Here is a 15,941-nt window from a genome sequence, read left to right on the forward strand (position 1 = left end):
CGGCCTGCTTGAGGATCGAGACGATCTGCGTCTCGGTGAACTTCGACTTCTTCATGGAACCTCCTGGCTCGGGAACGATGCCAGAAAGTTCTACTTTCGAGATGTCTGCCTAACGGGGGAGCTTACGGTTGCGAGGCCGCCGGCGACGCCAGTGATTGCCATGGCCTGAAAGACACCTGGCGGGTGCGCAGCCCGATGTCGCAAGCGCAACACGCTTGCAGACGACCGGCGCACTGGCGGAGTGCCCCTCATCAAGCCCACGACCGATCATTCCGTTGCGCTGGCCGGTGGTACGACGGGTTTGACTGGCAGCAGCACCCTCACGCCATGCCCGCGCTCGCGGGGCATGCTCTGGACCGTCCCGCCCAGGTGCGAGGTGAGCAGTTGCACCAGGCGGGTGCCCAGGCCGTCCTTCTTCGCTGGCGGGACGCCGACGCCGTCGTCTTCCACGCTAAGCACAACGCCTTCGGCGGAGGGTTGCAGGGTAATCTGCACGGTGCCGCCCTGCCCGTCCGGGAAGGCGTACTTGAAGGCGTTGGTGACCAGTTCGTTGGCGATCAGGCCGATCGAGACGGCGACAGGGGCGTCCACGAACATCGGTGTGGCCAGGACGCGGACGCGGATCGGGCGGACGTCACGCAGGAGTTCGGCCAGGCCGTGGCCGAGTGCGCGCAGGTAGGAGGCGACTTCCACCTCGCCATGCTTGCCGGATTTGCGAAGGCGCTCCTGCGCTTCGGCGATCACCCGGACACGGGCGACGGCCGACTCCAGGGCCTGGCGCGCGTGCGGATCGCTCTGGCGCATGGCCTGCAGGCCCAGCACCGAGGCAATCATCATCAGGTCGTTGCGTGTGCGATGCGCCAGTTCATCCAGGAGCAACGAGGTTTCCGCCTCCGCGTCCAGCAGCTTGCACACGGCCGAGCGCAGCGCGTCGATCACTACCGCGGTAGCTGCGCCGACCGCGACGAAAAGCACGAAGAACAACACTTCATCGGCAGCAGGCGAGCGGCGATGGAGCACCAGGCCGATGACCCCGTCGCCGAGCAAAGCGCTGAACAGGGTGGTGAACAGGCCGATGGGCCTGCCGAAGATGATCGACGCGAAAAACACGACCAGCAGGAACGGCAGATAGCGGTGCAGCGCCGGCGTGAAAAGTTGCTCCAGCCCCAGTACCGCCAGGACCAGCCCGAACGACACGATGTAGCCCGCCACGGCGGGAGGCCGCTTCCTGGACAGCACTGCGACGATCAGTTTTTCCATGCGCCCGCACCCCCGCCGGGGATGCAAGACTTGTGACTTCGAAGTTAAGCGGGCGCCAAGGAAGCGTGACGCCTGCCGAACCTAGGCAGCCCCGCCAGCCTGCGCCGTTCGCGTTTCCTTGGGATGCACGAGTTCTTCGATGGCCACGGCGATATCCGCCTGGCGGAATGGCTTGCCCAGCCGCGCCAGGCCGCGGGTGCCCTCCGCGTGGCCGCTGTAACCGGTGATCAGCAGGACAGGCAGGTCAGGCCGGGAGATGTGCAGATGACGCGCCAGTTCAGCACCGTCCATGCGCGGCATCTTGTAGTCGGTCACCACCAGATCGACGCGAAGGCCTTCGCGCAACTTGTCCAGCGCCTCGCCCGCACCGCTGGCTTCGACCACCCCATGGCCCAGTTCGCGCAGCATGGCAGCGGTGCCGTCGCGCACGAGTTGCTCGTCGTCGACCAGCAGCACGTCCAGCGGGCGCCTTGGTACCGGGACGCGGCACTCGTCGGCGTCGCGCCGTTGCGCCAACGGGGTCGAGGCGGTGACCGGCAGCCACAGCTCCACGCGCGTGCCCACGCCAGGCGTGCTGTCGATCGCGAAGTGACCGCCGAGCTGGGCAGCCAGACCGTGCACCATGGACAGACCCAGGCCCGTCCCGCGGCCGGTTTCCTTGGTGGAAAAGAACGGTTCGATGGCCCGCGAGAGGGTTTCGCGGTCCATGCCCATGCCGGTGTCGGTCACGGCGACGCGGACGTAGCCGGTGTCTGGAAGGTTCGGCGCCGGAGCCGAAACCATGCGTGCCAGCTCGATCGTCAGCGTACCGCCCCTGGGCATGGCATCGCGTGCGTTGACGCAGAGATTGAGGATCGCCAGTTCCAGCTGATGGGGGTCGGCCAGCACCTGCGGCAGATCGGGGGGAAAGTCCGTGCGCAGGATGATCGTCGAACCGACGGAGCTCTTGATGAGGTCGCGCATGCCATCGAGCAATCCGGCCAGCTCGACGGCCTGGGTTTCCAGGCTTTGTCGCCGCGCGAATCCGAGCAGGCGCTGCACCAGCAGCTTGGCGCGCTCGGCCGACTGCAGCGCGTTGGTGATGAGGCGGCCGGCACGCGCGTCGGCCTCGCCGAACCGGCGTTGCAGCATGTCGAGCGCGCCGGTGATCGGCATCAGCAGGTTGTTGAAGTCATGCGCCACGCCGCCGGTCAGTTGCCCAATGGTCTCGAGCTTCTGCGCCTCGTGCAGCTTGGCCATCGCATCTTCGCGGGCGGCGGCTTCCTCGATCACGCGTTGCTCGAGCGTGGCGGTCAGTTCGCGAAGCGATTGCTCGGTGGCGCGCTGGTCAGTTACGTCGGTATGCACGCCGACCCACTCGCGTATCTCCCCGCTGCGGTCGAACGTGGGAATGGCACGCACGCTGAAGGTGCGCCATGCGCCCTCGCGGGTGCGCAGGCGGTGCTCGCTCCTGAACATGCGGCGTGCTGCTCGTGCCTCCTGCCAGGCGGCAAGCGTCGGTTGCACGTCGTCCGGATGGAGCGCCTTGACCCAGCCGAAGCCCGCCGATTCGGCCGCGTCCTGCCCGGTCAGGCTTTCCCATCCGGGCTGCTCGCCCTCCATCTCGCCGTGCGCGTTGTTGGTCCACAACACGCCCTGTACCGCCCGCACCGCCGCCCGGAAGCGCTGCTCGCTGTCGTGCAGTGCGGCCAGGCGCGCGCGGGCTTCGTATTGTCGCCTGCGCCCACGCAGGGCGGCCTGCCCCAGGCTTACCAGCGTGGTGGGGTGGAACGGCCGCTCCAGGAAGGTGACGTTGCCCAGCACCGCCAGCAGGCGGGCGGAGGCCGGGTTGCGCTCGATGCCGCCACGATGCGTGACCAGGATGAACGGAAAGTCGGACCACTCCGGCTGGCCTTCCAGCCAATCGCAGAGGGGGCGCAGGTCGGCCTCCCGCAGGCTTTCCTCGGTGACCAGCGCGAACCCGGCGCCGGCGTCCATGCCGGCCACCAGCCCACCAAGGGAAGAGGACACCAGGGAACGGATGCCCGCTTCCCCGAGGATCGCGGCCGCGACATGGGCGTCGCGGCCATGGGGCGCCAGGATGAGGGCACGCTCGGAAAGATGTGGGATCACGCGCGGTCCGGCAGCAGGCGGCTTTCGGCATCGCCCGGGGCGATGCTCGGGATACCACGCAGAACGCCCTGGAACTGCACCAGCGGCTCGCCCAGCAAGAAGCCGCCGCGGCCGATCTGGTACTCGCGGATGGTGTCCTCGTGTGCGCTGGCGCGCTTTTTCACCACGGAGATCGCACGACGCACGCGGCCCTGGGCTTCGAAGTAGCGAAGCAGGATAACCGTGTCCGCCAGGTAGGTGACGTCAACGGGCGTCTTCATATCCCCGACCAGCCCGTGCTGGGCGACGGTGAGGTAGGTCGTGACGCCGCGCCGGTTGAGGAACTGCAGCAGTTCGTGGATGTGCAGCACCAGCGCCTGCTCCTCGGGCATCGCCGCCTGGTAGCCGTTGAGGCTGTCGATCGCCACCGTTTGCACGCCCTGCTCGACCAGTTCGCGGACACGGGCGGAAAACTCGCCGGGGGTCATCTGGGCCGCATCCACCTGCTCGATCACCAGCCCGCCGCCGTCGACCATGCCCTGGATGTCGATGCCCACGCCCAGCGCGCGCTGGAGGAACAGCGCCCGCTCCTCGTCGAAGATGAAGATCGCGGCGCGCTCGCCACGCTCCACCGCCTTGGCGAGGAAGGTCAGCACCATCAGCGACTTGCCGGTACCGGCCGGACCCAGCACCAGCACGCTGGAACCCCGCTCGATGCCACCGCCGAGCAGCGCGCTGAACTGGGGCGAGGGACAGGGCAGCTGGTCGCGCACGAAGTCCTCGCCATGCTCGCCTGCCACCAGGCGTGGATACACTTGCAGCCCGCCGCGGCGGATCACGAAATCGTGGTAGCCGCCGCGGTACTGCCGGCCCCGGTACTTGAGCACGCGCATGCGCCGGCGCTCGGCACCGTAGTCGGGCGACAGCTCTTCCAGGCGGATCACGCCGTGGGCGACGCTGTGCACGGTCCGGTCGGTGGTGTCGCTGGTCAGGTCGTCAAGCATCAGCACGGTGGCCCGCGACTGCGCGAAGTAGTGCTTCAGCGAAAGCACCTGGCGGCGGTAGCGCAGCGAGCCCTGCGCAAGCAGGCGGATCTCGGCCAGGCTGTCGAGCACCACCCGGTCGGGGCGGATCTGCTCGAACGCCCGGAAAATGCGACTGGTGGTCTCGCCCAGTTCGAGATCGGAGGAATACAGCAGGCTCTGCTGCTGCGCCTCGTCGAGAAGATTCTCCGGCGGCACCAGCTCGAAGATCTCCACCCCGTCGAGCGACCATCCGTGCGAAGCGGCGGTGTTGCGCAGCTCGTCTTCGGTTTCGGACATGGTCACGTAGAGCGCGCGTTCCCCGGCGGCCCGTCCGGCCAGCAGGAACTGCAGGCCGAGGGTGGTCTTGCCCGTGCCCGGGCTGCCTTCCAGCAGAAACAGGCAGCCCTTGGTCAGGCCGCCGCTGAGTACATCGTCCAGTCCGGCCACGCCTACGGAGGCTTGTTCGGTCATTCTGTTCAAATGGTCACCTTGTCGCTCGGAGTTCGCGTCAAGCGCGCGTTGATATCACACACGCCCGTAAAGCGGCGCGACGGGCTGAACGCAAGCACCCCCCGGTTCATCTACGGACGTGCCCATGCCCCGCTGCACGCCATCCAGCAGGCGATTATCCCGCACGGCACCCCCGCTGTCCCGGCCCGGGGCCCGTGCCCTGAACACGTCACCAACGCGCCCGGCGGTGTATCCCTATTTGCCTGGACCAGCCAGCCGCGGAGGACCGATGAGCGACGGGAGCCGGATCGAATGTGCCAGGCTGCGCGCCAAGGTGATGGGCGCCGCCGAGGCGGCCCGGTTCATTGCACCCGGCAGCACCGTGGGCATGAGCGGCTTTACCGGTTCGGGCTACCCCAAGGCCGTGCCGATGGCGCTGGCCGCGCGGATCGAGGCCGAGCACGCGGCCGGGCGGCCGTTCCGCGTGCGGGTGTGGACCGGCGCCTCGACCGGGCCGGAGCTCGATGGCGCGCTGGCCCGGGCCGAGGGCATCGAGTTCCGCCTGCCCTACAACTCCGATCCGCTGGTACGCGAGCAGATCAACGCCGGGCGGATGGAGTACTTCGACCTGCACCTGAGCCAGGTCGCGCCGATGGCGTGGCAGGGTTTCCTGGGAACGCTGGACACGGCGGTGATCGAGGTCAGTGGCATCACGGCCGATGGCGCATTGGTGCCCTCCTCCTCGGTCGGCAACAACAAGACCTGGATCGACCAGGCGCGCCAGGTGATCGTGGAGGTCAACCGCTGGCAGAGCGCAGCGCTCGATGGCATGCACGACATCTACTACGGCACCGCGCTGCCACCCAACCGCGTGCCGATCCCGATCTTGCGTCCCGGCGACCGCATCGGCCAACCCTACCTGCGCTGCGATCCGGACAAGGTGGTCGCGGTGGTGCAAACCGATGCACCCGACCGCAACCTGCCGTTCAGGGCGCCGGATGCGGCCGCCCGCGCGATCGCCGGCCACCTGCTCGAGTTCCTGCGCAACGAGGTGAAGGTCGGGCGGCTGCCGGCAGCATTGCTGCCGATCCAGTCGGGTGTGGGCAACATCCCCAACGCGGTACTCGGCGGCCTGGTCGACAGTCCGTTCGAGCGCATGAATGCCTACACCGAGGTGATCCAGGACGGCATGCTCGACCTGCTGGCGGCCGGCCGGCTGGGCGTCATCTCGGCAACCGGCTTCTCGCTCAGCCCCGAGGCGGCAGCCGCTTTCAACGCCGACGTGGCGCGCTATCGGGAGCGCATCCTGTTGCGGCCGCAGGAGATCAGCAACCATCCGGAAGTGATCCGCCGGCTCGGCTGCCTGGCGATGAACGGGATGATCGAGGCGGACATCTACGGCGCAGTCAATTCGACCCACGTGATGGGCTCGCGCATCCAGAACGGCATCGGCGGTTCGGGCGACTTCGCGCGCAACGCCTACATCTCGATCTTCATGACGCCCTCGACGGCCAAGGACGGGCGGATCTCCGCGATCGTGCCGCAGGCCAGCCACGTCGACCACATCCCGCAGGACGTGCAGGTGATCGTCACCGAGCAGGGCCTGGCCGACCTGCGCGGCTTGTCGCCCAAGCAGCGGGCGCGCTCGATCATCGACAAGTGCGCACATCCGGATTACCGCCCGGCCCTGGCCGATTATTTCGAGCGGGCCCGGGCGCACTCGTACGGGCAGCAATCGCCGTCGCTGCTGACCGAGGCGCTGTCCTGGCACCAGCGCTATATCGATACCGGGACGATGCGCCTGCCGTAGGATCGGCCCAAGCCCATCCTCTGCCTGCCATGGCCGGCGCGTGCGCTGCTGCACGCGGGCGCCACGGCGACTGTCCGAAGCTGGGCGACCCCACTCAACGCGCGGGCCCGCCATGCCATCCCCTGCTTCCGTCAACCGCCAGATCACGCTCGCCTCGCGCCCGGTCGGCGCGCCGACCCCGGCCAACTTCGACCTGACCGAGCGGCCGGTGCCCGAACCCGGAGAGGGCGAGCTGCTGCTGCGCAATCTTTACCTCTCGCTCGATCCCTACATGCGCGGGCGCATGAGCGATGCCGAGTCGTATGCCGCGCCGATGGCGGTGGGCGACGTGATGGTCGGTGGCACCGTTGCGCGGGTGCTGGCGTCCCGGCACCCGGACTGGCAGGCCGGCGACCTCGTGCTCGCCTACGGCGGTTGGCAGGACTACGCCCTTTCCGATGGCCGGGGGCTGAGCCGGCTGGACCCCGGCATGGCGCAGCCCTCGCTGGCGCTCGGCGTGCTGGGCATGCCGGGGTTCACCGCTTACATGGGACTGCTGGACATCGGCCAGCCGAAGCCGGGCGAGACCGTGGTGGTGGCCGCGGCCAGCGGCGCGGTGGGCTCGGTGGTCGGCCAGATTGCCAGGCTCAAGGGGTGCCGCGTCGTGGGCATCGCCGGCGGCAACGAGAAATGCGGGTACGTGGTGGACGAACTGGGCTTCGACGCCTGCGCCGACCACCGCGCGAAGGATTTTCCCCAGCAACTGGAAGCGGCCTGCCGGCAAGGCATCGACGTGTACTTCGAAAACGTCGGCGGCGCCGTGTTCGACGCCGTGCTGCCGTTGCTCAACACCAGGGCCCGCGTGCCGCTGTGCGGACTGATCGCCCAGTACAACGACACCAGGTTGCCGCCCGGGCCCGATCGCCTGGGTCTGCTCATGCGCACGCTGCTCACCAAGCGCATCAGGATGCAGGGTTTCATCATCTTCGATGACTACGGCCCGCGCTTCGGGGAGTTCCTGGCGGCGATGGGCGAGTGGGTCCGGCAGGGAAAGATCCGGTATCGGGAGGATGTCGTCGACGGTCTGGAGAGCGCGCCGCAGGCGTTCATCGGCATGCTCGAGGGGCGAAACTTCGGCAAGCTGGTGGTGCGTATCGCGGACGACTAGCGCTCGCGCGAGCCGCCGTCGCTCACCCCAGCCCGCTCCGGAAAAGCGAGGGAGCGGCCCGGTACCCACCGCGTGGCCAGGACGACCAGCGGGAACATCAGCGCGGTCACCGCCAGAGCGGCGTAATCGAAGCGCGCGCCATCGATGACGTGCTCCAGGCGCGGCGCGCCCTGGCCGTCGAAGCCCGCGACCAGCCGGTAGCAGACATTGCCGCCCCAATGGATGCCTATGCTCATCCACAGCGTGCCGGTCCTGACCACGCTCCAGGCCAGCGAGAGGCCGAGGATGGCGGAGAACAGCAGGTTCCCCGGGTCGATGCCCTCGTTCCAGGAGTCGTCGAGCGCGTAGACCAGCACCGTCAACGGGACATACCAGCGCAGCAGCCCGAAGCGCCGGCAGAAGGCCAGGCCGTAGCCGCGGATCATCAGATCATTGATGGCCGATGCCAGGAACATGGCGAACAGCGCCTTGCCCAGCAACGGCAACGCGAATGCGGTATCGCGCCAGCCGGCAAGCTCGAACTTGCCCATCGCGAGGAACACGAGGTTCTTCAACGCCCAGATGCCAAAGCCGATGGCGAAGCCGGTCCACAGGCAGCGCGACCAGCCGGCCGGCCGATCCAGGCCAAGCGACGCCATGCGCTCGACCCCAAGGGCAACGCGGCACACGACGAAGACGAGCAGGAAAAAACCGGCCACGTAGGCCAACCACACCGGTACCGCCACGCCGACAAGCCGCGGCACCAGGTTGACGTAAAGGTCGAGCACGGCGAAGCCGAGCAACCACGCGAGGATGGAGACAGGCCGATTCATCGATTCCCCCGGATGCCGCCTCCACGGCGGCGCTGCATGGTAATACGGCCGTCGTGCGGAGCCGAGGGCGACGGCCGCATCACGAACACGGCCACAAGCTCGGACCGCATCCGCGACCTCCCTCGACAAGGACACGCCCATGACCGCCGCCCCCGCCATCGACGATTACGACGCACGACCGCTCCAGGATCGCGTGGTACTGATCACCGGCGGCGCCCAGGGGATCGGACGCGGCATCGCGCAGGCGGTCCTTGGCGCGGGTGGCCGGGTACTGGTCGGCGATCTGGACAAGGAGGCCGGGCGCGCCTGCCTGGCCGAATGGGACGTGGGCGAGCGGGCGGCGTTCGCCTCGCTGGACGTGGCGCGCGAGGCCAGCGTGCAGCGTTGGGTGCAGGCGGCGCTCGCGCGCTTCGGGCGCATCGACGGACTCGTCAACAACGCCGGCATCGCCGACCCGCACCGCGCGCCGCTGGCCTCGCTCTCGCTGGCGGACTGGAACCACTACCTCGCAACGAACCTCACCGGCACTTTTCTGTGCAGCAAGCACGCCCTGCCCGCGCTGGCCGAAGCCGGCGGCGCGATCGTCAACATCGCTTCCACCCGCGCACTGCAGTCCGAGCCGGACACCGAGGCCTACGCGGCCAGCAAGGGCGGCATGCTGGCTTTCACGCACGCGCTGGCAGTCAGCGCCGGGCCATCGGTTCGGGTGAACGCGATCCTGCCGGGCTGGATCGCCACCGCCGCCTGGCAGAAGCCCGCCGAGCGCCACGCACCGAAACTCAGTCGCAGGGACCATGCCCAACATCCGGCGGGGCGTGTGGGCACGCCACGGGACATCGGGGCGCTGGCGGTCTACCTGCTGTCCGCGCAATCGGCGTTCGTCACGGGCCAGCACTTCGTGATCGATGGCGGCATGACGGTGAAGATGCAGTACGCCTGAAACGCAACGGGCGCCGTCCTCGCGGCGCCCGTGCCGTGTTGTCGTCCAACAGCGTGGCGCGCGCCGGATGCGCCGGCACGCCACGCGGTCACATCGACGGATCGGCCTCGACCCGGAACGCGTCGACCTTCATCACCACGCCCTTCGCCGGGTGCCTGCTCCCGTCGACGCGCACGAAGGAGACGCTGAGCTTGTCCAGGTTGTCCGGCCAGATCCTCTGCAGCACGTCGGTGGCCGGGAACACCAGCCGCGCGCCATGGCCCTGCGAGGCTGCCGCGCCCGCCATGCCCGACATGTCGTGCATGCCCTTCATGCTCGCCTTCATCTGGGCGACGCTGATCTCGAACGCGCCCACCGAGCCCAGCAGATAGGCACCCGCAGCCTTGCCCGTACCGGGCTGTGCAGGCAGGTTGAGATAGACGTTGTAGAAGTACCCGCCCTTGTGACCCAGGCCGGTCAGGTGCACACCATCGAGGACGACACGCACCGGCCCGTCTCCGGCCGAACCGGCGGCCGCCGGCTGCAGCATGAGCGAACGCACGCGGGCGGCGTCGGTCGCGCTGAGTGCGACGTCGACGTTGAGCGACTGCTCGTCGAGCGACAGCGCGCGCGACTTGCCGAACGGCACGCTCACGCGGGTGGCGGGACGCAGCGGGGTGGCGCTGCCGCTCATTGCGCTGGCGGCCAGCGCGGCGCTGCTCGACTGGGTGGGCATGGTTTCATCGTCGTAGTGGTAGCCGAGATAGGTCGTGGTGTCGGCGGTCCACACCCGCGGCATGCCAGCCACGGCCGGGCCGTAATAGAGGTTGCCCGACCAGTAGGTGTTGGTCGTCAGGGGCTCCTTGCGACCGCCACCGGCCTTCAGCCATGCGACCCACAGTCGATCGATGTTCGCGTGGTGCACCCAGAACACCGGATCCCTCGGCGAGATCCTGATCGAGGACATCGCTCCACCGATCAGGTTGTGCACGAGGTTGTGCGGCCGCGATTCGATGATGGTCTCGAACGCGTGCGTCTTGCCGCGCTGGAAGCGCAGCACGGTATCGGCGAAGGCATCGTAGCTGAGCGCCCCGCTGACGTCGGTGCCGGTACGGTCGCCGCGGTAAAGCGGCGAGGCAGGATCCAGGAACTCCGGGGGGATGGCCGGCGAGTCGTAGTAGTTCCAGTACGGCAGCACCAGGCTGGCGTCGCCGGAAATCTCCCGCAGCTTCGCCTCGAAGCGATGGATGAAGCCGCGGTGCCAGGCGAGGAAGTACGACACGCCGTGCGGGCAGTTCGCCCGATGCGTTTCGACCCAGTACGCCCAGCTGTTCGGGTTGGTGCTGTCCTTGACCGCCTTCATCGAGGCGACCGCGTTGTAGAAGGACTGCAACTGGGGAGTGAGGCAAAACACCTGCCAGCTGGGTCGCACGCTCACGGAGGTGGACATGGCCACCCGCGGCAACAGCGGAACCAACGCCAGCGAAAGCGAAGACTGAAGGAAGCGCCTTCTGGAAATCATGATCTTCTCCGTGGAGACCCGGGCCTCGCGCCCGGCCGGCGCGACATCCGGGTCGGCCGAACGGTCGTGGGACGAGGCCCATGACACGCAATCAACATCTGTGCTTCGGGCGTGAGGCACACAAAAACGGCAGTCGGGCATCTGCGCCGCACACTGCCGTTTCCTCCCGCCCGGGCTCCTGCCTTTAGGGGCCGGAGAAGTGAATAGCTGGACGCGTCAAAGGGCGGTCAAGGCAACCGCCGAACCCGGCTGGACAGGTGCGCGATGCATGCAGGAACGGGCGGCTCCAAGCAGCCTGGGCCACGCCATGCTGGTTTTTTCCTCTCGGCGCTCGCCTGCGGCTACCATGCACGATTAGCCCGCATCGGAAACAGCGTGCGCTGTCCGGGCAGGCCAGGCGTGGAGGGGAACGTGATCGAAAAATTCTCGACGGGCATCGAGGGACTGGACCAACTGACCGACGGCGGCTTCCTCCGCGGGTCGGCCTACATCATCCAGGGGCCGCCGGGCGCGGGCAAAACGATCCTCGCCAACCAGTTCTGCTACGCCCACGTACGATCTGGCGGACGAGCGCTCTACATGACGCTGCTGGCCGAATCGAGCTCGCGGATGCTCAACTACGTCAGCCAGATGGGTTTTTTCGAGGGCAGCGCACTGCCCGACGCGATGCAGTACATCAGCGGCTACGGCGTGCTCGAGCGCGAGGGCCTGCCCGGGCTGCTCAAGCTGGTCCAGCACGAGCTCAAGCGGCACCGCGCCACGGCGATGGTGCTCGACGGCACGTTCGTGGCGCAGTCGGTTGCATCGGAAAACGAGTTTCGCGCGTTCATCCATGCGCTGCAGGGCGTGGCCGGCATGGCGGATGCGGTACTGGTCATGCTCACCCACCAGAATCGCGATTCGAGCTGCCCTGAGCACACCATGGTCGACGGCTGGATCGAGCTGAGCGACGAGACCAGCGGCTTCCGCGCCTACCGCACGATCCAGGTCCGCAAGCACCGCGGCGCGGCGATCCTCCCGGGCAAGCACCGGGTCCGGATCACACAGCAAGGGCTCGCCGTGTTCCCCCGCGTCGAGAGCACGCTGGAAGCGACACCGGCGGCCAACGCTTCGCGGCATCGTGTGGCGTCGGGACACGCCGGGCTGGACACCCTTCTCCAGGGCGGCCTGCCGGCCGGTTCGGCCACGCTGCTGGTCGGTCCCACCGGTGCGGGCAAGACCACCCTGGGGCTGCACTTCCTTTCGCTCTCCACCGAGCAGGAGCCGGGACTGATGCTCGGCTTCTACGAGACCCCGGCGCACCTGCTGCAGAAGGCGCGCAGCATCGCCATCGACCTGGATAGCCCGATCCGGCAGGGTGCGCTGGACATCCGCTGGCTGCCGCCGGCGGAGAACGTGGTCGACGAGCTGATCCGCGACATCGTCAATCGCGCCCGCGCACGAAAGGTCAAGCGCGTCTTCATCGATGGCCTGGTGGCCATCCGCGACAGCCTGGTGATTCCCGACCGCATGCCCTACGTGATCAACGCGCTGAGCATGCAGCTGGGCGCGCTGGGCGCGAGCGTGGTCTACACGTCGGAAATCCCCGAGATGCAGCTCGACCAGGCGCTGATGCCCACCGACGAGCTCTCGGCGATGGTCGACAACGTGCTGCTGCTCAACACCGGGCGGCGCGCCAATGCGTTCCGTCGCTACCTTTCGGTCATCAAGCTGCGCGACAGCGACTTCGACCCCCGCACGCACGAGTTCCATGTCGACGGACACGGCATTGCCTTCGGCCCCGATCCGCGGGTAGCCGCGATCCGGGAAGCAGGCTGACATGCTGCGGGTACTTCTCGTCGAGGACGAACCGGACGTCTCGCTGGTCGCCGCCACCGTGCTGGAGGAGGCGGGCTACCATGTAACCGTGGCCTGCGATGGTTGCGAGGGGCTGGAGATCGCGCTGCAGGAGCTGCCCGAGCTGATCGTCACCGACTTCATGATGCCCTGCCTGAGCGGCCTCGAAATGATCGAGCGCCTGCGCGCGGCCGGCTACGAACGCCCGATCATCCTCACCACCGCCATCCCCGAGGACCACCTGCCCCGCCAGCCGGGGTACGACGCCTACCTGGCCAAGCCCTATGGCACGCGTGCCTTGCTGACGGTGGTCGAGGCGTTCCGCATTCAGATGGGGCGCTAGGCCCGTCGATCGCAGTTGACCACCCAGGCGATGCCGTAGCGATCCGCGAGTGGGGCCGCGAAGGGCATCAGCGCCATGGTCGTGCCTCGCGTGGGAAGGGACCAGGCGTAAGCCGGCGCACGGCCGGCGATCCGCCGGGTGCCCGGCTGCTGCATCCCCTGCAGGAGCGCACCTGTGCGCGACCGCCATGCCCGGACCTCGCCCAAAGGCTTCACACCGAGGCGCCCGAGCGAAGGCAAATGCCTGCCTGGGCGCACAGCCGCGCACCTACACGGTGGCGAGGGACGCGGGCGCGAGCGCCTGGGCGTGGATGCCCTGCACGGCACGTCCGGAGGGATCGGCGCGGCCTGCAAAGGACGGGTCCCACGCCAAGGCTGCGGGCGAGGAGCAGGCGATCGACTTGCCGCCAGGCACCGTGGCCGCGCAGGCCTCGCCGGGGAAGCACTTCTCGAACAACGCGCGGTAGAGGTAGGCCTCCTTGGTGGCCGGCGTGTTGTGCGGCCAGCGTGCCGCGGCCGCGGCGAATTCGCGGTCGCTCACCACCTGCCCGGCATGCGCCTTGAGGCCGTCGATCCAGCCGTAGCCCACGCCGTCGCTGAACTGCTCCTTCTGGCGCCACAGGATGGCATCCGGCAGCACACTGGCGAAGGCCTCGCGCAGCACCGCCTTTTCGATCCGACCGGGGCCGGCCATCTTGAAGCGCGCGTCGAAACCCATCGCCGCCTCGACGAACGCCAGGTCCAGGAACGGCACGCGCGCTTCCACGCCCCAGGCCATCATCGCCTTGTTCGCGCGCAGGCAGTCGTAGCGGTGCAGCGCGTCGAGCTTGCGCACGGTTTCCTCGTGGAAGGCTTCGGCCGAGGGCGCCTTGTGGAAGTAGAGGTAGCCGCCGAACAGCTCGTCGGACCCTTCACCCGAGAGCACCATCTTCACGCCCATCGCCTTGATGCGCCGAGCCAGCAGGAACATCGGCGTGGAGGCGCGCACGGTAGTGACGTCGTAGCTTTCGATGTGGCGGATCACTTCCGGCAACACGTCCAGCCCTTCCCAGAAGGTGTAGACGAAGCCGTGGTGCACGGTACCCAGCGCCTCGGCGGCCAGTTGCGCAGCGGCCAGGTCCGGCGAGCCTTCCAGGCCAATGGCGAAGGAATGCAGGCGCGGCCACCAGGCTTCGCTCTGGCCGCCGTCCTCGACGCGTTCGCGGGCGAAGCGTGCGGCACAGGCGGCGATCAGCGAGGAATCCAGCCCGCCGGAAAGCAGTACGCCGTACGGTACGTCGGTCATCAGCTGGCGCTGGACCGCCTGCTCCAGCGCGATACGCAGGTCGCCCGGCGCCCTGCCCTGCGTCGTCGCGTACGCGCGCCACGGACGTTCGTAATAGCGACGCAAATGGCCGGTGGCGCTGTCATAGACATGGCCCGGTGGGAACACGGCGACGTCCGCGCACACGCCGGCGAGCGCCTTCATCTCGGAGCCTGCGCACAGGCGGCCCGCCGTGTCATGGCCCCAATACAGCGGGCAGACGCCGAGCGGGTCGCGGGCGAGAAGGTAGCGCTGCGCGGCGCCATCCCACAGCGCGAAGGCGAAGATGCCGTTGAGGCGGGCGATCCACTCGACCGGGTCGCTGCCGTCCCGGTAGAGCGCGTTGATCACCTCGCAGTCGGAGCCGGTGGTGAAGTCGTAGCCGCTACCCAGGCGCAGTTCGCCGTGGTTGTAGATCTCGCCGTTCACCGCCAGCGCCAGCGCGCCGTCGCGCGAGCGCAGCGGCTGCGAGCCGCTGGCCGGATCCACGATGGCCAGGCGCTCGTGCACCAGGATCGCGCCGGCGTCGATGAACACGCCGGACCAGTCCGGCCCGCGGTGGCGCTGGCGCTGGGAAAGCTCCAGCGCTTGCCGGCGCAAGGCGGCGAGGTCGTCGCCCGGCGCCAGGTCGAACATGCCGAAAATGCCGCACATGATGTTCTCCTTTGCGATCGTCCACGATCGCGAAAGCCAAAGCGGGCATCCATGCCCGCACTCCTGACAAGAGCGCGCAACCTTTCGATCACGTGGCCCGAAAACGACGAAGGCCCGCACGGGGCGGGCCTTCGTCGCGTAGTTTCTTGCTCGAACTGACGGCTACGCGCAGGCCCCCTTGTGCAGGCGACGATTATTGTTCGAGCGATTTTCCAGGGCCGGCCGCACGCGTGCCGCGCAGGGCGCGGTGGCGGGGATGGAACGGGCGGTCGGCGTGGACATGGGACGAGTGGAGCAGTTTTCGGTCAGGGGCGCAAGCGGATGTGCGCCGGTCAGGCGTGGTGCTCGCGGAACGATTCGCTGATCCAGGACTTGGCCTCGGCCAGCTGCTCGTTGCGGTACAGGCGGAACTCGCCGGGCACGGTGAACCCCATGGTGCGGGCCACCAGCCGCAGCCAGTTGACGTCGGTCACCAGCGCGATGCGTTCCCAGCCGCTCCAGTGACGGAAACCGAGCTTGGTGTCGTCCCACATGGCGCCCGGCTCGAAACCGGTGAATTCGGGCCCGACGTGATACAGCAGGCGCAACTTGCGGTTGAGCGCGAAGGCGGCCTCCACATCCGGCACGAACACGTTCTCGTAGTCGGCCGCGGTTACCTTGCCGCGCGCGGTGAAGCCCAGCGCGCCGGCGGGGAGGTCGGTCATCTGCTCGATCATGGAGTCTCTCCGCGTGGTCGGAACCCCATCCAAGCGCGGCGGGCGCGGCTATGC

At 68.3% G+C, this 15,941-nt stretch carries 12 protein-coding genes; 5 read left to right on the forward strand and 7 right to left on the reverse strand.

Going from position 1 to position 15,941, the window contains the following annotated elements; translation table 11 throughout:
- Positions 1-267 precede the first annotated feature (267 nt).
- The 3 genes from ACFWZU_RS13405 to ACFWZU_RS13415 all read right to left on the reverse strand — a co-directional run bounded on the left by ACFWZU_RS13405 (position 268) and on the right by ACFWZU_RS13415 (position 4,847).
- Positions 268-1,260, reverse strand: coding sequence for a sensor histidine kinase (locus ACFWZU_RS13405; RefSeq protein ID WP_439702046.1), 993 nt, complete (start codon positions 1,258-1,260; stop codon positions 268-270).
- Between the two features lie 81 nt (positions 1,261-1,341).
- The gene (locus ACFWZU_RS13410; protein ID WP_439702047.1) at positions 1,342-3,372 is read right to left on the reverse strand and encodes an ATP-binding protein; all 2,031 of its coding nucleotides are present in this window, start codon (positions 3,370-3,372) and stop codon (positions 1,342-1,344) included.
- Complete coding sequence (locus ACFWZU_RS13415; protein WP_439702048.1) at positions 3,369-4,847, reverse strand: ATPase domain-containing protein; 1,479 nt, start codon at positions 4,845-4,847, stop codon at positions 3,369-3,371. Before ACFWZU_RS13415 ends, ACFWZU_RS13410 begins: the two co-directional genes overlap by 4 nt.
- A 268-nt stretch (positions 4,848-5,115) precedes the next feature.
- On the opposite strand from ACFWZU_RS13415, the gene ACFWZU_RS13420 reads away from it, so the two are divergent.
- Both ACFWZU_RS13420 and ACFWZU_RS13425 read left to right on the forward strand, forming a co-directional pair.
- Positions 5,116-6,636 carry an acetyl-CoA hydrolase/transferase family protein gene (locus ACFWZU_RS13420; RefSeq protein WP_439702049.1) on the forward strand — a complete coding sequence of 507 codons (1,521 nt, stop codon included), beginning with the start codon at positions 5,116-5,118 and terminating at the stop codon, positions 6,634-6,636.
- A 112-nt stretch (positions 6,637-6,748) separates the two neighbouring features.
- Positions 6,749-7,783: an NADP-dependent oxidoreductase gene (locus tag ACFWZU_RS13425; RefSeq protein WP_439702050.1), complete on the forward strand. Its 1,035-nt coding sequence runs from the start codon at positions 6,749-6,751 to the stop codon at positions 7,781-7,783.
- Here ACFWZU_RS13425 and ACFWZU_RS13430 read toward each other — a convergent pair.
- Positions 7,780-8,595, reverse strand: coding sequence for a CPBP family intramembrane glutamic endopeptidase (locus ACFWZU_RS13430; protein ID WP_439702051.1), 816 nt, complete (start codon positions 8,593-8,595; stop codon positions 7,780-7,782). The genes ACFWZU_RS13425 and ACFWZU_RS13430 overlap by 4 nt on opposite strands.
- A 139-nt stretch (positions 8,596-8,734) precedes the next feature.
- On the opposite strand from ACFWZU_RS13430, the gene ACFWZU_RS13435 reads away from it, so the two are divergent.
- The gene (locus ACFWZU_RS13435; RefSeq protein WP_439702052.1) at positions 8,735-9,535 is read left to right on the forward strand and encodes a glucose 1-dehydrogenase; all 801 of its coding nucleotides are present in this window, start codon (positions 8,735-8,737) and stop codon (positions 9,533-9,535) included.
- Between the two features lie 88 nt (positions 9,536-9,623).
- Here the strand turns inward: ACFWZU_RS13435 and ACFWZU_RS13440 are convergent, their stop codons facing one another.
- Complete coding sequence (locus ACFWZU_RS13440; protein WP_439702053.1) at positions 9,624-10,964, reverse strand: tyrosinase family protein; 1,341 nt, start codon at positions 10,962-10,964, stop codon at positions 9,624-9,626.
- Positions 10,965-11,447: 483 nt separating this feature from the next.
- Between ACFWZU_RS13440 and ACFWZU_RS13445 the strand changes: the two genes are divergently transcribed.
- Positions 11,448-12,854, forward strand: coding sequence for an RAD55 family ATPase (locus tag ACFWZU_RS13445; RefSeq protein ID WP_439702054.1), 1,407 nt, complete (start codon positions 11,448-11,450; stop codon positions 12,852-12,854).
- 1 nt (position 12,855) lies between these two features.
- A complete protein-coding gene (locus ACFWZU_RS13450) occupies positions 12,856-13,215 on the forward strand; it encodes a response regulator (RefSeq protein WP_439702055.1) in 360 nt (119 codons plus the stop codon).
- Between the two features lie 267 nt (positions 13,216-13,482).
- Here ACFWZU_RS13450 and asnB read toward each other — a convergent pair whose 3' ends face one another.
- Entirely contained in the window at positions 13,483-15,171 is a 1,689-nt protein-coding gene (asnB, locus tag ACFWZU_RS13455) for an asparagine synthase B (protein ID WP_439702056.1), read from the reverse strand.
- A 332-nt stretch (positions 15,172-15,503) separates the two neighbouring features.
- Positions 15,504-15,887 carry an STAS/SEC14 domain-containing protein gene (locus tag ACFWZU_RS13460; protein ID WP_439702057.1) on the reverse strand — a complete coding sequence of 128 codons (384 nt, stop codon included), beginning with the start codon at positions 15,885-15,887 and terminating at the stop codon, positions 15,504-15,506.
- Positions 15,888-15,941: the final 54 nt, after the last annotated feature.

The organism is Frateuria sp. GZRR33, assembly GCF_051900425.1.
Classification (GTDB): domain Bacteria; phylum Pseudomonadota; class Gammaproteobacteria; order Xanthomonadales; family Rhodanobacteraceae; genus Frateuria_A.